25 protein-coding genes are annotated in these 23,652 nt (G+C 44.1%); 17 read left to right on the plus strand and 8 right to left on the minus strand.

Annotation, left to right across the window (positions count from 1 at the left end; all coding sequences use genetic code 11):
- Nucleotides 1–2: 2 nt before the first annotated feature.
- The 7 genes from ACTJIX_RS11975 to ftn all read left to right on the plus strand — a co-directional run bounded on the left by ACTJIX_RS11975 (nt 3) and on the right by ftn (nt 10,364).
- Nucleotides 3–812: a sulfite exporter TauE/SafE family protein gene (locus ACTJIX_RS11975; RefSeq protein WP_004893282.1), complete on the plus strand. Its 810-nt coding sequence runs from the start codon at nt 3–5 to the stop codon at nt 810–812.
- A 259-nt stretch (nt 813–1,071) separates the two neighbouring features.
- Nucleotides 1,072–1,767, plus strand: coding sequence for a GntR family transcriptional regulator (locus tag ACTJIX_RS11980; RefSeq protein ID WP_004811224.1), 696 nt, complete (start codon nt 1,072–1,074; stop codon nt 1,765–1,767).
- Between the two features lie 11 nt (nt 1,768–1,778).
- Entirely contained in the window at nt 1,779–5,231 is a 3,453-nt protein-coding gene (gene smc / locus ACTJIX_RS11985) for a chromosome segregation protein SMC (protein ID WP_004811222.1), read from the plus strand.
- Nucleotide 5,232: 1 nt separating this feature from the next.
- Nucleotides 5,233–6,219, plus strand: a complete 987-nt coding sequence (locus ACTJIX_RS11990) for a cell division protein ZipA C-terminal FtsZ-binding domain-containing protein (protein ID WP_004811220.1) — start codon at nt 5,233–5,235, stop codon at nt 6,217–6,219.
- Nucleotides 6,220–6,313: 94 nt separating this feature from the next.
- Nucleotides 6,314–8,353, plus strand: coding sequence for an NAD-dependent DNA ligase LigA (gene ligA, locus ACTJIX_RS11995; protein ID WP_004811218.1), 2,040 nt, complete (start codon nt 6,314–6,316; stop codon nt 8,351–8,353).
- Nucleotides 8,354–8,523: 170 nt separating this feature from the next.
- Nucleotides 8,524–9,498: a 23S rRNA (adenine(1618)-N(6))-methyltransferase RlmF gene (gene rlmF, locus ACTJIX_RS12000; protein ID WP_004811216.1), complete on the plus strand. Its 975-nt coding sequence runs from the start codon at nt 8,524–8,526 to the stop codon at nt 9,496–9,498.
- 401 nt (nt 9,499–9,899) lie between these two features.
- Nucleotides 9,900–10,364: a heteropolymeric bacterioferritin subunit Ftn gene (ftn, locus tag ACTJIX_RS12005; RefSeq protein ID WP_004811213.1), complete on the plus strand. Its 465-nt coding sequence runs from the start codon at nt 9,900–9,902 to the stop codon at nt 10,362–10,364.
- Nucleotides 10,365–10,399: 35 nt separating this feature from the next.
- Here ftn and ACTJIX_RS12010 read toward each other — a convergent pair whose 3' ends face one another.
- From ACTJIX_RS12010 to ACTJIX_RS12025, 4 genes are all read right to left on the minus strand, one after another.
- Entirely contained in the window at nt 10,400–10,681 is a 282-nt protein-coding gene (locus tag ACTJIX_RS12010) for a hypothetical protein (RefSeq protein WP_228138531.1), read from the minus strand.
- 282 nt (nt 10,682–10,963) lie between these two features.
- On the minus strand, nt 10,964–12,037 hold the full coding sequence (gene rluB / locus ACTJIX_RS12015) for a 23S rRNA pseudouridine(2605) synthase RluB (RefSeq protein ID WP_004811208.1): 1,074 nt from the start codon (nt 12,035–12,037) through the stop codon (nt 10,964–10,966).
- A gap of 41 nt (nt 12,038–12,078) precedes the next feature.
- Nucleotides 12,079–12,669: an SMC-Scp complex subunit ScpB gene (gene scpB / locus ACTJIX_RS12020; protein ID WP_004811206.1), complete on the minus strand. Its 591-nt coding sequence runs from the start codon at nt 12,667–12,669 to the stop codon at nt 12,079–12,081.
- Entirely contained in the window at nt 12,666–13,460 is a 795-nt protein-coding gene (locus tag ACTJIX_RS12025) for a segregation and condensation protein A (protein ID WP_026056761.1), read from the minus strand. The genes scpB and ACTJIX_RS12025 overlap by 4 nt, the downstream gene beginning before the upstream one ends.
- 411 nt (nt 13,461–13,871) lie before the next feature.
- Between ACTJIX_RS12025 and ACTJIX_RS12030 the strand changes: the two genes are divergently transcribed.
- Together ACTJIX_RS12030 and ACTJIX_RS12035 are read left to right on the plus strand one after the other, a co-directional pair.
- Complete coding sequence (locus tag ACTJIX_RS12030; RefSeq protein ID WP_004893288.1) at nt 13,872–14,471, plus strand: hypothetical protein; 600 nt, start codon at nt 13,872–13,874, stop codon at nt 14,469–14,471.
- 18 nt (nt 14,472–14,489) lie between these two features.
- The gene (locus ACTJIX_RS12035; RefSeq protein ID WP_004893289.1) at nt 14,490–14,951 is read left to right on the plus strand and encodes a hypothetical protein; all 462 of its coding nucleotides are present in this window, start codon (nt 14,490–14,492) and stop codon (nt 14,949–14,951) included.
- Nucleotides 14,952–14,964: 13 nt separating this feature from the next.
- Here ACTJIX_RS12035 and ACTJIX_RS12040 read toward each other — a convergent pair whose 3' ends face one another.
- The 3 genes from ACTJIX_RS12040 to ACTJIX_RS12050 all read right to left on the minus strand — a co-directional run bounded on the left by ACTJIX_RS12040 (nt 14,965) and on the right by ACTJIX_RS12050 (nt 16,634).
- Entirely contained in the window at nt 14,965–15,231 is a 267-nt protein-coding gene (locus tag ACTJIX_RS12040; protein WP_004893290.1) for a hypothetical protein, read from the minus strand.
- Nucleotides 15,232–15,267: 36 nt separating this feature from the next.
- Entirely contained in the window at nt 15,268–15,885 is a 618-nt protein-coding gene (locus tag ACTJIX_RS12045; RefSeq protein WP_004893292.1) for an L-threonylcarbamoyladenylate synthase, read from the minus strand.
- A gap of 86 nt (nt 15,886–15,971) precedes the next feature.
- Nucleotides 15,972–16,634 carry an elongation factor P hydroxylase gene (locus tag ACTJIX_RS12050; RefSeq protein ID WP_004893293.1) on the minus strand — a complete coding sequence of 221 codons (663 nt, stop codon included), beginning with the start codon at nt 16,632–16,634 and terminating at the stop codon, nt 15,972–15,974.
- Between the two features lie 99 nt (nt 16,635–16,733).
- On the opposite strand from ACTJIX_RS12050, the gene ACTJIX_RS12055 reads away from it, so the two are divergent.
- From ACTJIX_RS12055 to lysM, 6 genes are all read left to right on the plus strand, one after another.
- Complete coding sequence (locus ACTJIX_RS12055; RefSeq protein ID WP_004811191.1) at nt 16,734–17,291, plus strand: YceD family protein; 558 nt, start codon at nt 16,734–16,736, stop codon at nt 17,289–17,291.
- Between the two features lie 77 nt (nt 17,292–17,368).
- Nucleotides 17,369–17,551, plus strand: a complete 183-nt coding sequence (gene rpmF / locus ACTJIX_RS12060; protein WP_004279227.1) for a 50S ribosomal protein L32 — start codon at nt 17,369–17,371, stop codon at nt 17,549–17,551.
- 234 nt (nt 17,552–17,785) lie between these two features.
- The gene (gene fabD, locus ACTJIX_RS12065) at nt 17,786–18,772 is read left to right on the plus strand and encodes an ACP S-malonyltransferase (RefSeq protein WP_004893294.1); all 987 of its coding nucleotides are present in this window, start codon (nt 17,786–17,788) and stop codon (nt 18,770–18,772) included.
- Nucleotides 18,769–19,503 (plus strand): 3-oxoacyl-ACP reductase FabG, encoded by a 735-nt coding sequence (gene fabG / locus ACTJIX_RS12070; RefSeq protein ID WP_004893296.1) that lies wholly within the window; start codon nt 18,769–18,771, stop codon nt 19,501–19,503. The genes fabD and fabG overlap by 4 nt, the downstream gene beginning before the upstream one ends.
- Before the next feature lie 86 nt (nt 19,504–19,589).
- Nucleotides 19,590–19,826, plus strand: coding sequence for an acyl carrier protein (acpP, locus tag ACTJIX_RS12075; RefSeq protein ID WP_004893297.1), 237 nt, complete (start codon nt 19,590–19,592; stop codon nt 19,824–19,826).
- Between the two features lie 184 nt (nt 19,827–20,010).
- Nucleotides 20,011–20,517 (plus strand): peptidoglycan-binding protein LysM, encoded by a 507-nt coding sequence (lysM, locus tag ACTJIX_RS12080; protein WP_440611475.1) that lies wholly within the window; start codon nt 20,011–20,013, stop codon nt 20,515–20,517.
- Between the two features lie 81 nt (nt 20,518–20,598).
- Here the strand turns inward: lysM and ACTJIX_RS12085 are convergent, their stop codons facing one another.
- Nucleotides 20,599–21,066, minus strand: a complete 468-nt coding sequence (locus tag ACTJIX_RS12085) for an Lrp/AsnC ligand binding domain-containing protein (protein WP_004811183.1) — start codon at nt 21,064–21,066, stop codon at nt 20,599–20,601.
- A 139-nt stretch (nt 21,067–21,205) separates the two neighbouring features.
- On the opposite strand from ACTJIX_RS12085, the gene ACTJIX_RS12090 reads away from it, so the two are divergent.
- On the plus strand, nt 21,206–22,465 hold the full coding sequence (locus ACTJIX_RS12090; RefSeq protein WP_440611476.1) for a D-amino acid dehydrogenase: 1,260 nt from the start codon (nt 21,206–21,208) through the stop codon (nt 22,463–22,465).
- A 34-nt stretch (nt 22,466–22,499) separates the two neighbouring features.
- Nucleotides 22,500–23,633 carry an alanine racemase gene (gene alr / locus ACTJIX_RS12095; RefSeq protein ID WP_440611477.1) on the plus strand — a complete coding sequence of 378 codons (1,134 nt, stop codon included), beginning with the start codon at nt 22,500–22,502 and terminating at the stop codon, nt 23,631–23,633.
- Nucleotides 23,634–23,652: the final 19 nt, after the last annotated feature.

Consider the following 23,652-nt stretch of genomic DNA (forward strand, 5'->3'; position numbering starts at 1 on the left):
TTATGGAGTTAATCATATATTTGTTGATTGGTGCAATTGCTGGTTTCACCGCAGGCCTGTTTGGAGTGGGTGGTGGCCTGATTGTTGTGCCGATTCTGTACATTGTATTTACCCAGCTCCAGTACGATCCAAGTGTCATCATGCACATGGCAGTGGGAACCTCTTTGGCGACGATTATTGTGACCTCAATCAGTTCGGTCATGGCACATCATCTCAAAGGTGCAGTACTTTGGCCCGTTTTCCGCAATCTGGCACCTGGTTTGGTGATTGGGTCTTTCCTCGGTGCAGGCATTGCAGACTATTTACCGGGTCAAGGCCTGCAGCTTCTGATCGGTTTCTTTGCAGTATGGGTAGCTTTACGAATGTTTAGCCGTGCCAATGTCAAGATTGATCCAGCAAGCACACTACCTTCTACGCCAAAACAAATGGCGACTGGGGCTGGAATTGGTATTGCCTCTGCAATCTTTGGAATTGGCGGCGGCAGTCTGACAGTGCCATTTTTAAACCGTTGTGGCGTAGTGATGCAAAAAGCCGTAGCGACTTCAGCTGCATGTGGACTCCCCATAGCGATTGCTGGCGCACTCGGATTTATGTGGTTTGGTAAGCAGTCGGATGTTACGGTACCGAATACCATTGGCTATATTCATATATATGCTTTTATCGGCATCAGTATCATGAGTTTTTTTACTGCCAAAGTGGGGGCAAAAGTGGCACATCTATTGTCACCGGTCATGTTGAAGAAATGTTTTGCGGCCTTATTAAGCGTTGTCGGTAGCTATTTTATTTATCAGGGTGTCAGTGCCTTTCTGTAAGGTAATTTCTTTAATGCAGATTTCAGAAAAGAGAGTTTAAGTACTCTCTTTTTCTATTTGATCAATATGTTTATGCTGATAAAGAGAATAAAAACAGAATAAACAACCGCTAAACTGGTTTATATAGAGGCTGGTTGGCTGCATAGACAGAATATTGTCTGACAATGTCAAAGCATTCCTTTAATAAAATAGGTTAAATAAATGAAAAGTCATTCAGCATGACAAGAACTGCATCAATAAAAATAAAGACAGGATGGCCATGCACGAGGAAAAAGCAAACAGCTTGTCTGAGCAGATCGCCAGGCATATCAGTGAACAGATTATTCGTGGTGAGCTTGTGGAAGGTGAGCGGATCCAGGAACTGAGAATTGCATCAGAACTTGATGTCAGTCGTGGTTCTGTACGCGAAGCATTATTATTGCTGGAACGCACCCAGCTCATCGAAATCTACCCGCGCCGCGGTGCCATTGTCTCGGAAATGTCTGCACTGCAAGTTCGTGCCCTGTTTGAAATGTGCTGTCTTCTGCTAGGTCAGATCGTACACCGTATGGCTGAAACCTGGCGCCCGCATGAGGCAGAGCGTGTTCAGCTATTATTAGAACAATTAGAAGCGGAAACCCGTCAAGGTCACACCGAAAAGTTTTATGATTTGATCTTTCAGGGCTTGGCGCAGCAGCAGGACATGGTTGGCAATCCCTATCTGATGCGTTACTACCATGAGCTACTGCCTTCACTGCGGCGCAGTTACTTTTTAACCCTGAATATTTCCAAGCGCGAGCTACAGGAATCTTTTGATCTGTTTAAGCTGGTAACTGATGCAATTCTGAGCCGAAAATCACATCAGGCCACTTTATTTATGGAAGATTTTTGTCGACACTTGCGCAACCTTGTGTTGGAATCACTAACACGGATGAAACAAATTGAACTTGCGTGGGCGAGACGCTCGCGCCGTTAAATCAGGACATTATGCGTTTAAGCAGTTTAAAACTTTCAGGCTTCAAATCTTTTGCCGATAGTACAACTTTACACTTTAAAGATAACCGGACTGCCGTTGTGGGGCCCAATGGTTGTGGCAAGTCCAACGTCATTGATGCAATTCGCTGGGTGATGGGGGAATCGAGTGCGCGCCAGTTACGTGGCGGCAGCATGCAGGACGTCATTTTTACCGGAACTGCGAAGCGTAAGCCAGTGGGTGTGGCGAGTGTAGAGCTACGCTTTGAAAATACCTACGGAAAACTTGGCGGTGCGTATAATGCCTATAACGAGCTGGCCGTACGCCGTCAGGTCAACCGGGATGGCAAGTCTGAATATTTCCTGAATGGTACCAAATGCCGCCGTCGTGACATCACTGATATTTTCCTGGGTACCGGTCTGGGACCACGTTCCTACGCCATTATTGAACAGGGCATGATTAACCGTCTGGTCGATGCCAAGCCTGAAGAAATGCGGGTTTATATCGAAGAAGCAGCGGGCGTATCGCGCTATCAGGCCCGCCGTCGCGAAACCATGCAGCATCTGGAACATACCACCCAGAATCTGTCTCGCTTAGAAGATATTGCTTCCGAACTCAAGTCCCAACTCAAAACCTTAAAACGCCAGTCCGAAACTGCAATTCAATATAAAGAACTCGAAGGGCAGATCCGTACCCTGAAAGTTGAAATCCTGTCATTCCAGTGCGAGCAAAGCCAGCGCTTGCAGGAAGAATATACCGTTGAGATGAACACGCTAGGTGACAGCTTCAAGTTAGTACGTTCTGAACTGACCACGGTTGAGCACGATCTGGGGACAACCAGTGAGCTGTTCCAGCGTTTGATCCAGCAGTCCACCCCATTACAAAATGAATGGCAACAGGCTGAGAAAAAGCTGGCTGAACTGGAAATAAACCTGAAGCAGAAACAGTCTCTGCTGGAGCAAAACTCAACCAGTCTGGTGCAACTAGAACAACAGAAAGCTCAAACCAAAGAACGTTTACAGTTGATTGAATTACAACTGGATACCCTACAAGAGCAACTAGAAGATCAAACTACACAGTTACAACAACAGGAAGGTTTAAGTCAGGATCAGCAACAAGGTTTGCAGGAACTGAAATCTCAACAGGCTTCAGTCGCGACCCAATTTGCTCAGATTAAAACTCAAGTCGAACAGCAACAGCAGCGCAAGATGCAGATGCTGGCACAAAGCGAGCAACTAGCTAAAAATATCGTTCGTATCGAGCAGCAGAAAGAAACCTTGCAGCAACAGTCCGCCCAGATTCAGAATCAAGCACAGCAAGATGAGCTGGAACAGTATCAGCGGGAGAAAGCTGATACTGAACAACAGCTGATTCGCCTAGAAAGCCATTATGCTGAGCTGAGCCAGCAGATGGAACAGGTTAAACAGGCACATAGCGAACAACAGCAACAACAGATGCAGTTGAAATCTGAATTGCAAGTATTGAATGCAGAAAAGAAAAACCTTTCCCAACTTCTGACGAAAGCTAATCCGGCAGCTAAAGCGGATACCGTGCAACTGATGCATGTGCTAAAACTGAATGAGCAGGGCAAAGCCCATGCCAGCCTGATCGAAAAATTCCTGGCAAAATGGCTGTCTGCTCAGGTACTTTCGGATTCAGATCATTTTCTGGAAAATACAGCACGTCAACTGAAAGCACAGCAATCGCCTGCTAAAATCCAGCTAGCAAATGTCCAATCTCTGGCGGACTGGATTGAAAAACCACAGTATTCTTTATGGCAGCAGGTCGCCGTAGTGGAAACCCTACAGCAAGCGCTACAACTACAAGACCAATTGCAGTCGGGTCAATCCATCCTTAGTTTAGATGCTTATCATGTCGGTCCAGACTGGGTGATTGGACTAGAGTTTGATGAAGCCAGTCAGGCAGGTCAAGGCGCACTGAGCCACCGGATTCGTCTGGATGAAATTGAACTACAACTAGCTAAGCTGGAAGAGCAATCCTGCCAAGCTGAACAGCATCTGGCTGAAGCAAAAGAACAGCTCACAGCGCTGCAAATTCAGCTACAGCAGGTCACCAGCCAGCAGCAACAGGCACAGAAGCAGCTGCAACAGCTGGATTTAAATATTGCCAAAGTACAAAGCACTGCTCAGGCTTTTGCTGTGCAGAAACAGCAGTTGCAGAACCAGCTCCAGCAGCTGGATGAACAGCTTGAAGAAGATGCAATGCAAAAAGATGATCTGGAAATTGATCTGCATGCATTAAATCTAAAACTGGAACAGGCTTTACCGAATTATAAGACCTTGCAATTCCAGCTGGATGAACTGACTACGCAACTGGAAGATTGCCAGCAGCAAACCCACAATGCTCAGCAGGAACTGGAAATTACCCGTCGTCAATCGGTTCAGTCCAAACAGCAAGTCGAATTGCTACAAAAAGACCGAGTATTCCTGAAAGAGCAGTATCAACAAATTCTCCAACAGATTGAACAGGCCAAGAAATTTATTGATCCGGTACAGTTAGAACTGCCGCATCTGGAAAGCCAGTTTAACGAGCAGGTGGAGTTGACAGGGAAACTGCAAAAAACCTGGTCGGAATGGCAGGTCGAACTGAATCAGGTACAAAATAAACAACAGCAGCTCACTGAAAAGCGTCATCAGTTCCAGCAGCAGGATGAAAAGCTGCGGAATGCACTGGAACAGAAACGCCTGGCTTGGCAAGCAGCTAAATCTGATCTGCAACACTATTCTGAGCAGCTAAAAGAATTGAATAGTGAAGTCATTAATGGTCTGAATATCGAAGTCAAAGTACATCAGGCCAAGCTGGAAAAAGCCCAATCGCAGTTCGACAAGCTCGGAGCGGTGAATCTTGCAGCATCTGAAGAATATGAAGAGGTCTCAAAACGCTATAATGAGCTGAGCCATCAGATTCAGGATCTGGAAAATACCGTCGAGCAGTTGCAGGCAGCCATGAAGAGCATCGATCAGGAAACGCGCAAGCTGTTTATGCATACTTTTGATCAGGTCAATGCCGAATTGCAAAACCTGTTCCCGAAAGTATTTAATGGCGGTGAAGCGAGCTTAAGTCTTGAAGACGGATGGCAATCAGGTGTAAAACTGATGGCACGACCACCGGGTAAGCGTAACAGTTCATTGGCTTTATTGTCTGGTGGCGAAAAAGCATTAACAGCATTGGCTCTGGTGTTTGCGATTTTCCGTCTCAATCCGGCGCCATTCTGTGTGCTCGATGAAGTCGATGCACCATTGGACGATGCGAACGTGGGGCGTTTTTGTAATTTAGTCAAAGAGCTTTCAGAACAAGTGCAATTTATTTACATCACACATAATAAGCTTGCAATGATGATGGCAACAGACCTCTTGGGTGTGACCATGCCTGAACCGGGCACATCAAAACTGGTTACAGTGAATTTGGAACAGGCAAAAGAATACGGCTTAGCTGCGGAGGCATAAAATGGAAATCACTACTATTCTCGGGATTGTTGTAGCAGTCGTGATTATGCTCTTGGGCATTCGAATGATCATGAAAAAACCTGCTGATGCAGCACCATCATTGGATTCGGAATTACATATTGATCCGGACAGTCAGACACCGGTTATTCCGCGTCATGTACGTGCCCAGCTGTCAGCACAGGAGGCAGAGGCGCAACGTGTTGAACCGAGCCTGAATGCGGAAACTGTTGAAAGCACAGCACCTGCAACAGAACCAAAAGAAACAGCAAAAGTAGAGCCGACATTGACGGAAACAGCCAAACCTGTAGCAGAATCTGCAAGCCCGCTGGATACGCCAATCGTTCAAGAGGCTGAAGTAGAAGTTACAAAAGCTGAAGTAAAAGAATCATCTGCTGAGGAAGCTAAGGCCGAAAATGCTGCTACAGAGGAAGTCAAACCTGTTGAATTTAGCCTGAACAGTAATATTGAAAAAGCTGAAATTTCAGACTTTGAAGATGAAAGCAGTATTCTTGATGCGCATCTGCATGAACAGAAAGTCGTGGATGATGAGTGTGCATTGGCGAATGCAGAAATGATTATTTCGCTGAGTGTCATTCCACAAGGCCGTGTATTGTCTGGTGAAAAAACGCTAAAAGTTCTGCTGAAATACGGCCTGCGCTATGGTGAGCTGGCTTGTTTCCATCGCTACAGCGAAGATGGTTCTAAGCTGCTATTCTCGGTATTGCAGATCACGGATACGGGTATGGAAGGTTTTGATCTGGAAACTTTGTCAACTGAAGAAGTGAAAGGTCTGGCATTCTTCCTGGCACTGCCGCACAGCGATGTACAAAATGCTTTTGACACCATGGACAGCATTTCACGTCTGATTGCCCGTGAAGTAGACGGTATTGTCTATGATCAGAACCAGCAGGAGTTTACACCGCAGCTGCGTGAGTTCTGGCGTCATCAGGCCATCGATTACCGTGCGGGACAGCCAGCAGAAGTCTAAGTTTCTGTATTGAAACCGGACATTTCGATTTTTATAATAGCCAAAACTGAAGAATATACAGGGCGGGTTTTCCGCCCTTTTTTATGGTGAAACTATGACCCAGGAAACCACTGTCGTTGCGCAAATGCGCCAGCTGATTCAACTGATTGCCAAACATAATCATGCCTATTATGTAATGGATCAGCCGATGATTGAGGACAGTGAATATGATCAGCTTTTTCATCAGCTCAAAGCCCTTGAAGAACAATATCCAGCATTGGTGCAGCCGGATACACCGACTAACCGTGTCGGTGGTCAGCCTTTAGCAAAATTCATGACTGTAACGCATGCCGTACCGATGCTGTCTTTAGGCAATGTATTTAATAAAGAAGATTTATTTGCCTTTGCCCGCCGTATTGAAGAACGCTTGCCGAACCAGAAAATTGAATATGATGTCGAGCTGAAATTTGACGGTCTGGCGATTTCCCTGTGGTATGAACATGGCGTATTGGTACGTGGTGTAACGCGTGGCGATGGTGAAACTGGGGAAGACATTACCCAGAATGTAAAAACTATCCGCAACCTGCCAAAATTATTATGTGAAGGTCACTGTAAGGTGCCTGACCTGCTGGAAGTACGCGGTGAAGTCTTGATGCCGAAATCCGGTTTTGAAAAGCTGAATGCGGCGAACCTGGCCAAAGGTGAAAAGACTTTTGCCAATCCACGCAATGCCGCCGCAGGTAGTTTACGTCAGCTGGACCCAAATATTGCTTCTTCACGTCCACTCGCATTCTATGCCTATGGTATTGCGCAGTGTGTGCCGCATCATGGACAGACCACGATGTCAGCCAGTCTGGAATGGCTACAGCACTTCGGTTTCGCCGTGGGTGAGCGTCATTTTATCTGCGATAGCATTGAAGACGTACAGCAAGTCTATGAGCAGATCATTGAGGAACGTCCAAATCTCAGTGTTGAAATTGATGGCATGGTGATCAAGGTCAATGACCTGAAACAGCAAAAGCAATTGGGTTTTTTAAGTCGTGAACCACGCTGGGCAACGGCTTATAAATTTCCTGCGGTTGCAGCACTGACGACAGTTGAAAATATTGACTGGCAGGTGGGGCGTACCGGGACTTTGACCCCTGTCGCACGCTTGAATCCTGTCGCAGTTGGTGGCGTAACAGTTTCCAATGTGACCTTGCATAACATTGGGGAAATTCATCGTCTGGATGTCCGGATCGGGGATACGGTCAGCGTTTACCGTAGTGGGGACGTCATTCCTAAAGTTGAAAAAGTCTGGCCAGAATTCCGTCCGGTTGACGCAGTTGAAGTACATCTGCCAGAAAACTGTCCGGTGTGTGGTTCCCCTGTAGTGATGCCAGAAGGTGAAGCACTTGCACGCTGTTCAGGTGAGTTGTATTGTGCAGCACAGCGTATTGAAACCATCCGTCACTTTGTGTCACGTAAGGCGATGGATATCGAAGGCTTGGGCGATCGTTGGGTAGAATCTCTATTACACCTGAACCTGCTGAAAGATGTGGCCGATATCTATCACCTGCATGAACATCGTGATCAGCTGCTACAGATTGAAAAAATGGGCGAGAAATCTGTTCAGAACTTGATTGATTCTATCGAGAACAGTAAGAAAACGACATTGGCTGCTTTCATTTATGCATTAGGTATTCGTGGTGTCGGTGAGACCACAGCACGTATGCTGGCCAATACTTTCCAGACGCTGGATGCTTTACGTCGTGCTGATCTTGATGCGTTAAAGAAAACCCCAGATGTCGGTGATATTACGGCTGAATGGATTCTGGATTTCTTCCAGGCACCGCATAATCTGGAAGTACTGGATCGTCTATTGGCAGCGGGTATTCACTGGGATGCACCAATTGCGCCAACACGTCAGCCTTTGAATGGCGAAAGCTGGGTGGTAACTGGAACTTTAAGTTCCATGGGGCGTGATGAAGCAACTCAATTGCTGCAAGCCTTAGGCGCACGTGTGAGTGGCAGTGTATCGAGTAAAACCAAATGTGTGGTTGCAGGTGAGAAAGCTGGTTCGAAGCTGGATAAGGCAGAAAAGCTTGGCGTGCCAGTATTAAATGAAGAACAGTTTATTACCTTAATGAAAGAGCATGGTCAACTTCCTGCTTAATCGATCTTAAGCAGGAATTAAAAAAGACATCCGAGGATGTCTTTTTTAATGGCTTGATTGGGTCGGGCTCGTCATGATGAACTGAATTCACGTACAATATCGATCTATTGACAGGTATTGAGCCTGTCTCATCAGATGATTCTGTTCTCCCGTTGATGATTGGCATACACATGGCGCAAGCAAAGAAAACTTTTCCGCAACAAAAATCGGAATTACATATACGAAATCTGCATCGCAGTCGTTACGATTTCCCTCAGTTAATGAAGACTTGTCCGGAACTTGCACCTTTTGTTAGCCTAAATAAATATAATGATCTTTCAGTCGATTTTTCTGATCCACACGCTGTGAAAATTCTCAATAAAGCATTGCTGAAACATTTTTATGGCATTCAATATTGGGATATTCCTCAAGATTTTCTTTGTCCGCCTATTCCGGGTAGAGCCGACTATATCCACTATCTGGCTGACTTGTTGAGTGCCAATCATCAAGGTCAGATTCCAACAGGACCTGCAGTTCAAGTCTTAGATATTGGGGTTGGTGCGAACTGTATTTATCCAATCATTGGTCATCGTAGCTATGGTTGGAAATTTGTCGGCTCAGACATTCATTCTGCATCCGTTAAAAGTGCTCAATTTATTGTCGAGGCGAATCCAAATCTACGTAAAGGGATTCAGATTCGATTGCAGAAGAACTCAAACAATATTTTCAAAGGTCTGATTAAACCTACAGACCGTTTTGATTTGACGATGTGTAACCCGCCATTTCATGCCTCGCAAGATAAAGCAGATGCCACAGCAACGCAAAAATTAAGAAAACTCGGCAAGCCGGTTGATCGGACAAAGGTGGTGTTAAACTTTGGTGGTCAAAAAAATGAACTCTGGTGTGACGGTGGTGAAGAACGCTTTGTCTGCCAAATGGTACAAGAGAGCATACAGTTTGCTGAGCAATGTCTTTGGTTTAGCACACTCGTTTCTAAGAAAACCACATTGCCTGTGCTTTTAAATGCGTTGCGTAAGAGCGGAGCAGGGGATGTGAAAATCATTAAAATGACGCAGGGGCAAAAAGAAAGTCGTTTTGTCGCTTGGACTTTTTTAGATTCAAAGCAACAACAAGCATGGAGAAATGCACGTTGGACTTCAGCTTAAGCTTATTTTCATCTGAGGATGAGTGAGCTTGTCGGTGCATGACGAAGATTTGGCTTGTTTATACCAATGAACAAGCTCAATTTTGCTTATATGATAACTTGATGCCGATACACTCAGCGTTTCTGATTTGATACGCATGCAGTTCAATGAATATAGGCCACAATGATTTTGAATCTAGTTACAAAAAACAATACATTATAAAAGTACTTTGATCTTGTTCATCTAAGCTGAGTACTGAGTGCAAGATATTGTTTTATAAATGGGAATTTATTCAACTAAAACTGTAAATGAAAGTACTTCTCATTTTAATTATTTAAAAATCATATATTTACGTAAATTTTATTTTGCAAATCCAGAAGATTTTCTCCATAATAAGTCCATAAAGGTAGGGAGTTATAAAAATGCGTGGTAATCCAGAAGTCGTAGATTATTTGAATATGTTGATCGGTGGCGAACTGGCTGCTCGCGACCAATACCTGATCCACTCTCGTATGTACGAAGATTGGGGCCTGACTAAAATCTTTGAACGCATTGATCATGAAATGCAGGAAGAAGCACAGCATGCGGACGCAATTATTCGCCGTGTTCTGTTCCTGGAAGGTACACCGAACATGACCCGTGATGATGTAGAAATCGGTGAAGATGTGGTGAGCTGTCTGAAAGCAGACCTGAAACTGGAATATGAAGTTCGTCAAAAACTGGCAACAGGCGTGAAACTGTGTGAAGAGAAGGGTGACTATGTGACGCGTGACATGTTACGTCAGCAAATGTCAGATACAGAAGAAGATCATACTTACTGGCTTGAAAAGCAACTACGTTTAATTGAGCTGATTGGTCTGCAAAATTATATTCAGTCCCAGATGTAAGATTTGAAAAATCCCGCCAGTTGAGCGGGATTTTTTTAACATCGAATTTTCAAGGATTTTAATAACATTTGGATGGTTCGTTGATCCTCAGCTGAAAACTCACTCATGTTAATATCAAATTCTTCCTGACCAGTTTTAAGTTTAAATAGATGAATGTCGGGGTTATGCGGTGGAATTAAAATGCACTGAATTTCAGTGTAGGCATTCAGTGGAAAGATTTGACCGATTTTCATATGACCCAAAGACCAATAAATTTGATCTGCGTCTATCTCCAGTTTCTTGAACTTGCTGATTCCATAAAGTGCCAAATAAGCCATCATTATGGTCAAGGTGATAATACTGATGTAGTGATCAGTATATTGAGCAGGTTGATAAAAAATAGCCGAGAACCACTGACTTAGTATTGCAAGCTTAAAGTTCCAGTCCTGATCAGTGATTCGCAGATAATAGCTGAATTGAAAAAGTAGATAACCTATTAAAATATAAGTCAAGAATAGAAAGGGATGCAATGAGCTTTGACAGTAGAAGGATCTTTTCATATTGTTATTTTTAGAGCTAAAAAAACCAGGCAACTGCCTGGTTTTTATCTTAACAAAGGCTTAGAACTTGTTAAAGCCTTTGTTTACGCCATAAGGACGACGTGGTGTGTTTTCATCACGTTCTTCACGTCGGCCAAAACCTGATTCGGGACGATTGTCACGGCGTACAAACTGAGTACCATTCTGGTTTTCACGACGACCAAACTGTGAGCCGGCTTGATTATTGTCACGACGGCCAAAACCACCTTCACGACGTTCACGGCCAGTATTCGCTGCCGGTTCATCACTGTCACGGCGCTGCTGACGCAGGAAACCACCACGACGTGCTGCCATAGGTTTTTCCTGCATACGCTCAGAACGGCGTTTTGCCATGCCGTACAAACCAGTACCTTGACGTGGTTTAAGCTCAACAGCTTTTGCCAGGTTATCGATATCCTGCTTGTCCAGTTCAATCCAGCGACCAGTACGCAGTTCGCGTGGCAGAATTACTGTGCCATAACGGGTACGTAACAGACGGCTGACTTTCAGACCTTGGGATTCAAAGATACGACGTACTTCACGGTTACGTCCTTCTTTCACCACCACCTGATACCAGCGGTTGATACCGTCACCGCCCAGTTCAGAGAATGATTCGAATTTTGCCGGGCCATCATCCAGTACGACGCCTTTGAGCATGTTATTTTTCAGCTCAGGCGTTACCTCACCCATGACACGAACTGCATATTCACGTTCGATTTCATTGGAAGGGTGCATCAGACGATTCGCCAGTTCACCGTCATTTGTGAAAAGTAACAGGCCAGTGGAGTTAATATCCAGACGACCAACCATCACCCAACGATCACCTTGGATCGCAGGCAGGTTATCAAATACAGTCGGACGTTGTTCAGGATCGTTACGTGAACAGATTTCGCCTTCAGGCTTATAGTAAATCAGTACGCGACGACGGATTTCGTCCTCAATCTGGAATTGTACCTTACGACCATCGATGCGAAGCTCATCACCTGGTTCGATACGCTCACCCACTTGGGCAACTTGCCCATTCACACTTACACGACCAGCGGCAATGACTTCTTCCATATAACGGCGAGAACCCAAACCAACACGTGCAAGCACCTTTTGCAATTTTTCACTCATGACAGCATAACCTTAGAAATAATTATCAACAGTTCACCTATTTATGACTTCGGTGCATTTGCATCGAGGGCCATAAAAGCTTCCTTGGCATCCTGCAGGGGAGGCAATTGGCCTAAACTGGTTAAGCCAAACGCATTTAAAAATTGTGGCGTTGTCACTAACAACGCAGGTCTTCCAGGGAGTTCACGAAAACCAGATTCTTTAATCCAGTTCCAGTCAAACAGCGAACGCAAAATCTGACTGTTATTTGTGACACCACGAATTTGTTCTATATCTGCCCGGGTCACCGGCTGGTGATAGGCAATTACGGCCAAAGTTTCAAGTAATGAAGGAGACAAGCGCGCTGGTCGCTCGGGCCATGTCTGAGCAATAATATTACGATACTTCGCACGTACTTGAAAACGGAAACCTTGAGCAGTTTCAATCAGTTCAATTGAGCGGCCATGCATCAGCATAGACAGTTGCTGTAGGTACTGACGTAATTCCTGCTTGGTATATCGATCCTGAAAAGCTTCTTTTAGACGTGCCAGAGACACCGCTGAATCACTCGCAAAGATAATCGCTTCCAGCTGCATTAGAACATCATGCAGACTATCTTCCGCTGTAAGGATTGAGCTATGGTCAATGGTCATAAAGGTGCTCCCTGAATTGCGAGCGGGGCTTCAACGCCTGTAGCAATAATCTGAATTTTTTGTTGACGTGTCAGTTCCAGAACCGCCATGAAGGTGACGACCATGCCCATCCGGCCCTGGTTTGGTTTGAGTAAATCTGCAAAAGAAAGCACTTCACCAGTTTCCAGGCAGCTTTCAATGTAGGCAATGCGTTCTTCAAGTAGCACCGGTTCCTGTTGCACCTGATGAATCACCGGCTCAGGACGGTTAAAGATACACAGCAGGGCATCACGCAGCAGATTGACGTTATGACCTTCATTCGGTTGAATGAACTCGCCCAGACTGACATTGGTCTCAAACGTATCACGTTCAAGCACACTCATTTTGTTCAGACGTTCTGCGGCCTGTTTAATGCGTAAATAATTTTCCAGACGATCGATCAATTCCTGTTTCGGATCTTGTTCCGTCGCAGAAATACTTTTGGGTTTTGGAAGAAGTAAGCGGGATTTGAGGTCCGCTAATAATGCCGCCATTACCATATAGTCTGCGGTCAGCTCAATATTGAGTGACTTCATCGCATCCATATAGGACAAGTATTGGGCAGCAATCGGCGCAATGTCGACTTGCAGCAAGTCAAAGCCATTTTTTTGGATCAGGTAAATTAAAAAGTCGAGCGGGCCTTCGAAATGCTCTAACAGGATTTCAAACGCTGAAGGAGGAATGTAAAGATCCTCAGGAATCGTCTCCTGCCATTCATCCAGTACACGGATGTGTGGAGTAGGTTCCATCATATTATGGATGCTTTGATTCATATACAGTTGTTGGCCACGCGAATTTTCAAAGGCATGAAGGCTGATTCTTCGATCTCACATCGAAAGAAAAAGCATGTAAAAGTTGATCTTAGTGTACTCGAAAAATACCTCTAAATAAATTGGATATGGAGTTAGATACAAAAAAACAGTAGCTTTTACGGCTATTCTTCGGTTTTTGATCATCTCAAATACAGGGATGCCTTTCTGAATTAAGGGTTCAGAGAAATAAGGTTAAGCTCCAGTTGAGTTTGCAACCCTTAAGATCGATCATGAGCATTGACAAATATTAAAAATTAGATCAGGAAAAATCATTCTTTAGCAGTAATTAAAAAGTAAAAGTTTTAAAAATAAACCTTAAAAACATATATCTATCGTTCAAAAAGTATTCTAATATCTCAGAAAAATATACTGATGAATAAAACAACTAAAAACAGGACGGGTGATCAATATGCCTATTATGCTGGTACTTATTGCCGTGATTGGCTTGGGGTATTTTGGGGTTATCCCAAATATGAAATGATGCAACTTGAAGACCAAACACGTCAGCAGCTTCAATCAGGTAGATTTGCCGATTTAGAAGCGAAGTATCAACCCATACTTCAAAGAGAAAAGGTAGAGCTTACAATTCTGGATCAGTATCCGAATATTCGCTTTTATACACGCTGGCTTGAAAATGAAAATAAAAAACTTTCTGTAAAGAGTGAACAGAATGTCAAAAACATAGCCTGTAATTCTGTAGAGGCGTTTCAAAACTTTGATTACAAGTCTCGAACTGCCGTCTTAAATGTGATTGAAGAAGATCAAATAGTTTTTCATATGAATGTCAAAAATAAATTTGGTACGGACATGATGCAACATCAGCAAAAGCTGTTGGATTGTCCAAGTTTTTTACAAGTGAGAGCATTAAAAGCTGGGGAAGAATATATCCCACCACCTCAAAAGAATACCCCAGTAGACATGGTTGCACTTGCTGCATCGGTTTCGGAAGAGGCTGCGCAACCTTTAAGTTAAAATCCTACGGATAAAAATATGAATATAAAATTTGTTGTTGTTGGCCTTTTAGTGATTGCCGGACTATTTTTCGGAACTGAAAAGTATTGGGAGCATAAGTTTCAACAGCAGGCACGAGATAATCTAAAACAGGTACACATGGATGCACAGACTCAACAGCGACTGGAAAATAGTGGTCTGCCCATCTCTGGAGATATACTGAATCAGTATCCGAATATTATTACCTACATGAAACTCACCACTTTCGCGGATAATCAATTACCGGCAGAAATCCAAAGCCATGTACGACAACTTGGTTGTATGCAGGTTGATCAGTTACAAGGTCAAGAGCCAGATTTGGTAAAAGCCTATATAACGGTTCTTGAAGAAGATCAGGTTTCATCCAGCTATACCATTCAAAATAAATTTGGCAAGGCTGTGTTTGAGCATAAACAGATACTAGCAGATTGCCCAAATTTTATGACTTTGAGTCAGTTATAAATATGTTGTGGTCCTACTGCTTTAACGCATATTCAATTATTCGCTGGCAGGTGTCTGCTAGACAGAGATTATTTGTTGAATAAATGTTCAGCAGTTTTCTTGTCATCGCAACTTCAAGAAAATACTGGTACTCAATATTGTCGATATTCAGACTTAAGACAGGCTTAGAATTCTTTTCGATAGAAATTGCCTTAGATTCTAATGTCCAAGGCCGTTCGACGTAGATCAGATGATTGGCAGGAAACTCATTCAAGTTTAGAAGGAGATAAAACAGATTCACTTTATTTCCTCCTGAAACTGAATTAAAACGTTTTAATTATTCAAAAGCACTTACATCACCGACACCACGGCGAATCACTTCAGGCTGATCACCCGATAAATCCACGATAGAAGTTGTGCTTAATGTACCTAGGCCACTATCAATAAATACATCGATGCGTTTGCCGAGCTGCATTTCAATCTCGTATGGATCATCCATTGGATCAGTCTGATCTGGCAGGATCAGGGTTGAGGTCAACAGGGGTTCACCCAGTTCTTGAAGCAGCATCTGACACACGGGATTACTTGGGATACGTAAACCGATGGTTTTTTTCTTCGGATGCATTAAACGTTTAGGTACTTCACTGGTGGCTGGCAGAATAAAAGTAGTGACAGCAGGCGTATTATTTTTCAGCAAACGATATACGGCATTGTCCACTTTGGCATAGGTCGCAATGTCCGACAAGTCACAGCAGAGAATGGCATATTGGTGCTTAGGGCCTAGACCACGAATTTGGGCAATGCGCTCCATGGCATTTTTATTTCCGATCTGGCAACCAATTGCATAAGCGGCATCAGTCGGATAAACAATTACATCGCCGGCACGGATACGTTCCACGGCCTGACTGATCAAACGTGGTTGGGGATTATCTGGGTGTACGCGTAAATGCAACATAAACTCTGTCTCCGATTCTGTGCTGACTTTATTATGAGATTGCCTACGACGGACATGCAATCTCAATAACGATAAATTTGTATAATTTAATCAAGCATTTCACGAATAAATTCGTCGGATTGTAAACTTTTGCCATTCCGTGTGCAGGCACAGATACAATCAATAAAACGTTTTGCATCACGCGGTAGTTTGGCTTCACCACTAAAATAACGCTGTACCTGTGCATAGACATTATCTTTAAAGCTGCTGCCATTGCCGCCTTCACCGGTCAGGTTGTCTAAAGACACGCAAAATTTACGCCCAAAGGCTTTGGCAAACATCCATTCAATCGCCTGGGGCTTGACTTCTACCTGTTCAAATAAAGCTTGCTGTTCCTGGGTGCGGCCATCTGGCGCATACCAGTAGCCCAGATCTGGCAATAGACGACGCTTATCACCGGCAATAGTCCAATGGCTGATCTCATGCAGGGCACTATTGAAGAAACCATGCGCAAATTGAATGCGGGCAGGGGTATCTTCAGTAGCCGGGAAATATTCTGGTTCAAAATCACCACGGACTAATGTGACATTTAGGTGGGAAAACCAGTGATTAAAGTGTAAGATGAGCCAATCAACCTGTTCTGCTTCTGGCGATACATTCGCCCACGGTAAGCGTTGCACTTGCTGTAGTGAGCTGTCAGAATCCAGAGTTGAAAGTGTGCTAACGAGTGATGAAACATTCACTTCTGTTTGCGGCTGCAACAGATGCATGACTGAAATTACCCAATTGGTCTGTCTAAAAATAAGTACAAAATTGTATCTTAATCTTTGACAGAGTTCTGATGAATTTGTAGAATTGCCGCCTTAATTATGTCAGCAAATACCTTTCCGGCACAGATTGAGCCGTTTAAATGGGCTGAACAGGGCTTTAAATGGTCAGGTCAACTGCCTTTATCCCGCTTTGTTCGTATTGCTCGTGAAGCTGTTGGATCAATTGATGATCAATTGATTAACATAGACTGTAAGCTATCAATGGATGCTTATCATCGCATTGTGTGGCTAGATGGCCATGTTGAAACGAAAGTTCCAATGGAATGCCAGCGTTGTCTGGAAACCGTTGAGATTGAACTCGTTTCAGATTTTCATCTTGCCCTTGTGGATGACGAATCACTGATAGAGCGCTTGGATGAGGATGCTGATTTCATCGTCTTAGGTGAAAGTGAAGCAACGACGAAAGGTTCATATGATGCACCTGCCACCGCTGATTTACTGGCACTCATAGAAGATGAATTGTTATTGTTGATGCCGTTGTCTCCTAAGCATGATGTTTGTGAGCATAAGCACCAACCCGCTCAAGAAGAAGTTGTTGAAGAAAAACGGGACAATCCGTTTGAAGTTTTGGCAGCTTTGAAGGGTAAACTTAACTAATTTTTGTGTTATACTTATACGTATAAGACAATCGAATTTGTTCTGATCCATTTTTTCGATATTTGTAAGGAGCCATCATGGCCGTTCAGCAAAACCGTAAAAGTCGCTCTCGCCGTGACATGCGCCGTTCACATGACGCTTTAACTGAGAATGCATTAACTGTAGACCAAGCTACTGGTGAAACTCATCGTCGTCACCACGTATCTAAAGATGGTATCTACCGTGGTCGTCAATTATTCGCTAAAGCATCTGCTGAATAATTAATGATGTATTAAGCGTCAAGCTTGATAGAAAAAATGGGAGCGTTAAGCTCCCTTTTTTTTGTCTGTCACTTTTAGGCGCTTTAATAAAGTCGGGCTTTTTGTTGTATTTGGCAATTACCCCAGCCAAAATTACGTGCTAAATTGCGCTCCACAATGAGTTAGGTGGTATTTAGCTGTTAATTTTCATCAATTCTGTGAAGATTAGCGCCTCTTAATTGAAAGGATTTTATTATGTCTGCTAAACAACTCGAGCAAGCAGCTCAGGCAACCAAAACTGCATTTGTATTCCCGGGTCAGGGATCGCAGAAGGCGGGCATGCTCGCTGAACTGGCTGAGCAGTTTAGTAGTGTAGGTGACACATTTGCCGAGGCATCTGAAGCAGTAGGCTTCGATCTGTGGCAGATTGCACAAAGTGGTGAAGGTCTGAATCAGACTGAATTCACTCAACCGGTTCTTCTGACTGCATCGATTGCATTATGGCGTGTATGGCTGGAACTGGGTGGTGTTGCACCAAAGTATCTGGCTGGCCATTCTTTAGGTGAATACAGTGCGCTGGTTGCGGCGGGTGCGTTAAGCCTGGGTGATGCAGTGAAACTGGTCAACCTGCGCGGTAAGCTGATGCAAGATGCAGTCCCACAAGGTGTCGGTGCAATGGCGGCAATTCTAGGACTGGAAGATGCTCAGGTTGTTGAACTTTGTGCACAGGCAACAGCAGCCGGTGAAGGTTCGGTTGAAGCAGCTAACTACAATGCCAAAGGTCAAGTTGTTGTTGCAGGGAACAAAGATCGTGTTGATGCGGTAATTGAACTGGCAAAAGAAAATGGTGCTAAAGCGATCGCATTGCCTGTATCTGTTCCATCCCACTGTTCACTGATGAAACCTGCGGCTGAACAGTTTGCTACGGCTTTGGAACAAACTGCCATTGAGCTACCACGTATTCCTGTAATACAAAATGTGGGCGCAGAAATTGTAACAGATGTGAATGCATTACGTCAGGCACTGACTGCGCAATTGTATGAATCTGTACAGTGGACCAAAACCCTGCAGTTCCTTCAAGACGAAGGTATTGCATATATCGTGGAATGCGGTCCGGGGAATGTACTTGCCAATATGGCAAAACGTTTACCAAATATCGAAAAAGCACTTCCACTGGATACTCAATCCCGTCTGGAAGATGCATTAAACACCGTATTGGTGGCAGAAGGGAAAATTGCATGACACAGGAACGTAAAGTTGCCTTGGTGACAGGTGCAAGCCGCGGCATTGGTGCTGCAATTGCACAACAACTCATTCAGGATGGCTACTTTGTGGTAGGAACTGCCACTTCTGAAGCTGGCGCTGAGAAACTATCTGCACAGTTTTCTGAAAATGGTGCAGGTAAGGTCCTTGATGTGCGTGATGGTGCAGCCATTGATGCACTGGTGACTGAAATTGAACAGAACTATGGTCCAGTTCTTGCGTTAGTGAACAATGCTGGTATTACCAAAGACAACCTGTTATTACGCATGTCGGAAGACGACTGGGATGATATTTTAAACATCCATCTGAAAGCCGTTTATCGTTTATCTAAACGTGTGCTGAAAGGTATGACTAAGGCACGTTTCGGCCGTATCATTAATATCAGTTCTGTGGTGGCGCATTTTGCTAACCCAGGTCAGGCGAACTATTCAGCTGCCAAAGCAGGTATTGAGGCGTTTGGTCGCAGTCTGGCTAAAGAAATGGGTAGTCGTCAGATTACAGTCAATGCTGTTGCACCTGGCTTTATCGCAACTGAAATGACTGAACAGTTAAGTGAAGAAATTCGCAAAAAAATGAGTGATCAAGTGGCTTTAAACCGTTTAGGTGATCCACAAGATATCGCGAATGCCGTAAGTTTCCTGGCATCGGACAAAGCCAGTTACATTACAGGTACAGTCATTCACGTTAATGGTGGTTTATACATGAGCTAAACGGCACATGTATTAACTTTCCAAATTTTATAGATTCAATTAAACTAACGGCATTAAAAACGCCACAAGCAATGAGGAGAATTCCTGTGAGCGATATCGAACAACGCGTTAAACAAGCGGTTGCAGAACAACTTGGTATCAAAGTCGAAGAGATTAAAAACGAAGCATCTTTCATGGATGACTTGGGTGCTGACTCTCTAGACCTAGTTGAACTGGTAATGTCTTTCGAAAATGACTTCGACATCACAATTCCTGATGAAGATTCTAACGAAATCACAACTGTTCAATCTGCGATCGACTACGTTTCTAAAAAACTTGGTTAATCGTTGATTCTTAGCTCTGCTAAGCCTAAAGACCACCGCAAGGTGGTTTTTTTGTGCCTGTGTTTTTCTTAATGGTAACTTACATTCATTAACAGGAAGCTTACCAATGATTAACTTCTGTTTAGGTAAATTCCGCTATAAACAATAGGGAGATAAAAATCAGACAACAATAAGGGAGTCTTCCATGGGTATTTTTGATTTTGTAAAAGGTATTGGTAAGAAAAATACCGCAGCGGCAGAACCGCAACAGACACCTGCTGCACAACAAGCACCTGCGGCTGCGCCTAAAGCAGCTCCGGCAGAGCCATCGGCACAAGAAATTGCCAACAAGTTATTGGGTCATGTTAAAAGTTTAGGGTTGCCAATTAAAGGTTTGTCGATTAGCTATAACTCTACTTCTGATCTGGCAACTGTGCGTGGGCAGGTACAAAATCAGGCCGATCGTGAAAAAATTATTCTCGCGGTAGGAAATATTGATCATGTGGCCAAAGTGGATGACCAGCTTACGGTGAGCAGCCCTGAACCGGAAAGTAAATTCTACACGGTAAAATCAGGCGACAGTTTGTCAAAAATTTCTAATGAATTTTATGGTGATGCCAATCAATACAACAAGATTTTTGAAGCCAATCGTCCATTATTAAAAGATGCTGATGATATTTTCCCGGGTCAGGTACTACGTATTCCTGATTAATATTTTTGAACTTTCAGAGTTTTCAGATTAATGACAAAGCTCCTTTTGGGAGCTTTGTCATTATTGTCGATAACTAGAGTATTAAATACCGACATCCAGATATAGCGTCTCTTTTACTTCCTCCATCACCACATAACTGTGTGAAGAGGCGGAAGAAGGTAGTTTCTTTAATAGATCGCCCAGCAGGCGGCGATAAGCACTCATCTCTTTCAGGCGCGCTTTGACCAGATAATCAAAATCTCCAGAAATCAAATGGCATTCCAGTACTTCAGGAATTTCACTCAGGTCTCGTGCGACCTGCTCAAATACATCACCGGATTTGGCTGAAAGTTTGATTTCAAGAAAGACCAGTAAATTGCGTTCCAGCTTTTCTGGATTGAGTCGGGCGTAATAGCCCATGATAATGCCATCGCGTTCCAGTCGCTTCACACGCTCAGAGCAAGGGGTGGTGGATAGGTTCACCCGAGCTGCCAGTTCACTAATCGCAATACGTCCATCACGTTGCAGAATATCCAGAATCATACGATCAATACGGTCTAATTTGCGCATTCATTATTCCCTTAATTTTTTAAAATCACGCGAGAAATCTAGTGGATTCACTGAATATATTACTTTAAAACAGTGAAATTCACTATTGATCCAAAAATATACTAGTTAAATCAACTAAAAGGATTTTGAGGGTAAGGCAATGCGTGTTTTGGTCTTAGGTAGTGGTGTAATTGGTGTGGCAAGTGCCTATTATCTGGCACAGCAGGGTGCAGAAGTTACTGTACTTGACCGTCAGACTGGTCCTGCTGAAGAAACCAGTTTTGGTAATGCAGGCCAAATCTCTCCAGGTTACTCGACACCGTGGGCAGCACCTGGCATTCCATTCAAAGCAGTGAAATGGATGTTTCAGCATCACGCACCCTTGGCGATTAATTTAGATGGCAGCATGTGGCAGTTGAACTGGATGGCGCAAATGCTGAAAAACTGTAATCCAGCCAGCTATGCCATTAATAAAGAACGTATGACCCGTGTGGCTGAATATAGCCGTGACTGTTTACGTGAATTGCGTAAAGAAACCGGGATCAGCTATGAGCATCGTTCCAAAGGTACTTTACAGGTATTTCGTAATGAAGCCCAGTTGAATATGGTGCAACGTGATATCGCTGTATTGCAAGAATGTGGTGTGCCACATGAATTATTACTGGGAGCTGATTTGGCAAAAGTTGAACCTGCCTTGGCACATGCTCAAGATAAACTGGTCGGTGGCTTACATTTACCCAATGATGAAACCGGTGATTGCTATCTATTTACCAACGCCTTAGCCAATGTTGCTAAAGAATTGGGAGTACAGTTCAAGTTTAACCAGAATGTGGAACATCTGCTAACTGAGGGCAATGAAATTAAAGGTGTTGTCGTCAATGGTCAGGTATTCACTGCGGACAAATACGTGCTGGCATTTGGTAGTTATTCACGTGATTTCTTGAAACCGTTGCATCTGGATTTACCAGTTTATCCAGTAAAAGGCTATTCACTCACGATTCCAATCGTTGATGCCGATTTTGCGCCGCAATCTACGGTGCTGGATGAGACCTATAAGATTGCCATCACTCGCTTTGACCAGCGCATCCGCGTCGGTGGTATGGCTGAGCTAAGTGGCTTTAACCACAACTTAAAAGATAATCGACGTGCCACTTTGGAAATGGTTACCCAGGAATTATTCCCGGGTGGTAATTTGGCTGAAGCCAGCTTCTGGACGGGTTTACGTCCAATGACGCCAGACAGTACGCCAATTATTGGAAAAACCCGTTTTAAAAACCTGTTCCTGAATACCGGACATGGCACGTTGGGTTGGACCATGGCTTGTGGTTCAGGAAAATTAATCAGCGATCTGGTCTTGGCCCGTGATCCTGAAATAAGCACGGAAGGCCTGTCCTTGGCACGCTATCACCATGCGGCTTAAGGTCATCTGAGGCGGAATATTCAAGGAGGAATTTATGCCACGTCCCATTACTGCGATCATTCATCAGCAGGCACTTCAGCATAATTTAAATGTTGCACGCCAAAGTATGCCGCATAGTCAGGTATTCGCCGTGGTCAAGGCCAACGCCTATGGGCATGGGGTTGAACGAGTTTATCCTGCATTTCAGGACGCAGACGGTTTTGCTTTTCTGGATATTGAAGAAGGCAAGCGGCTACGTGCACTGGGATGCAAAAAACCGCTGCTGTTGCTCGAAGGTATTTTTGCGCTAGCGGATTTATTTGCATGTGCGAAGCATGACATGAGCTTTGCCATTCATTCTCGGTATCAACTGCAATGGCTAAAACAGTTTGCCGAAATAGCCCCAGATGCACAGCTTGATGTGTTCTTGAAAATGAACAGCGGCATGAACCGTCTAGGTTTTCAGTCGCATGAATATGCAGATGTTTGGCAACAGTTAAGCCAGTTCGAAAATGTACGCTCAATGACGCATATGACCCATTTCTCCGATGCGGATGGCGAGCGTTTTGGATTGGATGGCATTGAACATCAAAACCTGATTTTTAGCCAGACCATTCAGGGGCTTGAGGCTAAAACCTCACTCAGTAATAGTGCGGCCATTCTACGCCATCATCAAAGCTTGCATTCCGATATTGTACGTAGCGGCATCATGCTCTATGGCAGTTCACCAGATTATCCAAGCCATAGTATTCAAGACTGGAATCTCCAACCAAGTATGAGCTTACGCAGTGAAATCATTGCTATTCAAGATATTCAGGCTGGGCAAAGTGTGGGTTATGGCTCTAACTTTATTGCGGAGCAGGCGATGCGAATTGGTGTTGTGGCTTGTGGTTACGCGGATGGTTATCAGCGTATCAGCCAGACCGGTACGCCCGTGCTGGTAGATGGCGTCAGAACCCAGACGATTGGCCGGGTCAGTATGGATATGCTGACAGTTGATCTGACTGAACTTCCTCAAACGAACATTGGTAGTGAAGTAGTGCTCTGGGGGCGGTCGACCCACGGCACAGTGCTGCCAATTGATGAAGTTGCAGCAGGATCAGGAACAGTGGGCTATGAGTTGATGTGCGGCATTACCGCTCGTGTGCCAGTACAGGTTGAAACCGGAAATTCAATATTGACCCATTAACGGAAAAAATGGAGAGGAA

The sequence above is a fragment of the Acinetobacter sp. 22323 genome (assembly GCF_052044895.1).
Taxonomy (GTDB): Bacteria; Pseudomonadota; Gammaproteobacteria; order Pseudomonadales; family Moraxellaceae; genus Acinetobacter; species Acinetobacter schindleri.

Excerpts from the sequence above, each read along its gene's own strand:
- ACTJIX_RS11975 (WP_004893282.1), top strand. The coding sequence starts at position 3 with ATGGAGTTAATCATATATTTGTTGATTGGTGCAATTGCTGGTTTCACC.
- ACTJIX_RS11980 (WP_004811224.1), top strand. The coding sequence starts at position 1,072 with ATGCACGAGGAAAAAGCAAACAGCTTGTCTGAGCAGATCGCCAGGCAT.
- smc (WP_004811222.1), top strand. The coding sequence starts at position 1,779 with ATGCGTTTAAGCAGTTTAAAACTTTCAGGCTTCAAATCTTTTGCCGAT.
- ACTJIX_RS11990 (WP_004811220.1), top strand. The coding sequence starts at position 5,233 with ATGGAAATCACTACTATTCTCGGGATTGTTGTAGCAGTCGTGATTATG.
- ligA (WP_004811218.1), top strand. The coding sequence starts at position 6,314 with ATGACCCAGGAAACCACTGTCGTTGCGCAAATGCGCCAGCTGATTCAA.
- rlmF (WP_004811216.1), top strand. The coding sequence starts at position 8,524 with ATGGCGCAAGCAAAGAAAACTTTTCCGCAACAAAAATCGGAATTACAT.
- ftn (WP_004811213.1), top strand. The coding sequence starts at position 9,900 with ATGCGTGGTAATCCAGAAGTCGTAGATTATTTGAATATGTTGATCGGT.
- ACTJIX_RS12010 (WP_228138531.1), bottom strand. The coding sequence starts at position 10,681 with ATGGCTTATTTGGCACTTTATGGAATCAGCAAGTTCAAGAAACTGGAG.
- rluB (WP_004811208.1), bottom strand. The coding sequence starts at position 12,037 with ATGAGTGAAAAATTGCAAAAGGTGCTTGCACGTGTTGGTTTGGGTTCT.
- scpB (WP_004811206.1), bottom strand. The coding sequence starts at position 12,669 with ATGACCATTGACCATAGCTCAATCCTTACAGCGGAAGATAGTCTGCAT.
- ACTJIX_RS12025 (WP_026056761.1), bottom strand. The coding sequence starts at position 13,460 with ATGAATCAAAGCATCCATAATATGATGGAACCTACTCCACACATCCGT.
- ACTJIX_RS12030 (WP_004893288.1), top strand. The coding sequence starts at position 13,872 with ATGAATAAAACAACTAAAAACAGGACGGGTGATCAATATGCCTATTAT.
- ACTJIX_RS12035 (WP_004893289.1), top strand. The coding sequence starts at position 14,490 with ATGAATATAAAATTTGTTGTTGTTGGCCTTTTAGTGATTGCCGGACTA.
- ACTJIX_RS12045 (WP_004893292.1), bottom strand. The coding sequence starts at position 15,885 with ATGTTGCATTTACGCGTACACCCAGATAATCCCCAACCACGTTTGATC.
- ACTJIX_RS12050 (WP_004893293.1), bottom strand. The coding sequence starts at position 16,634 with ATGCATCTGTTGCAGCCGCAAACAGAAGTGAATGTTTCATCACTCGTT.
- ACTJIX_RS12055 (WP_004811191.1), top strand. The coding sequence starts at position 16,734 with ATGTCAGCAAATACCTTTCCGGCACAGATTGAGCCGTTTAAATGGGCT.
- rpmF (WP_004279227.1), top strand. The coding sequence starts at position 17,369 with ATGGCCGTTCAGCAAAACCGTAAAAGTCGCTCTCGCCGTGACATGCGC.
- fabD (WP_004893294.1), top strand. The coding sequence starts at position 17,786 with ATGTCTGCTAAACAACTCGAGCAAGCAGCTCAGGCAACCAAAACTGCA.
- fabG (WP_004893296.1), top strand. The coding sequence starts at position 18,769 with ATGACACAGGAACGTAAAGTTGCCTTGGTGACAGGTGCAAGCCGCGGC.
- lysM (WP_440611475.1), top strand. The coding sequence starts at position 20,011 with ATGGGTATTTTTGATTTTGTAAAAGGTATTGGTAAGAAAAATACCGCA.
- ACTJIX_RS12085 (WP_004811183.1), bottom strand. The coding sequence starts at position 21,066 with ATGCGCAAATTAGACCGTATTGATCGTATGATTCTGGATATTCTGCAA.
- ACTJIX_RS12090 (WP_440611476.1), top strand. The coding sequence starts at position 21,206 with ATGCGTGTTTTGGTCTTAGGTAGTGGTGTAATTGGTGTGGCAAGTGCC.
- alr (WP_440611477.1), top strand. The coding sequence starts at position 22,500 with ATGCCACGTCCCATTACTGCGATCATTCATCAGCAGGCACTTCAGCAT.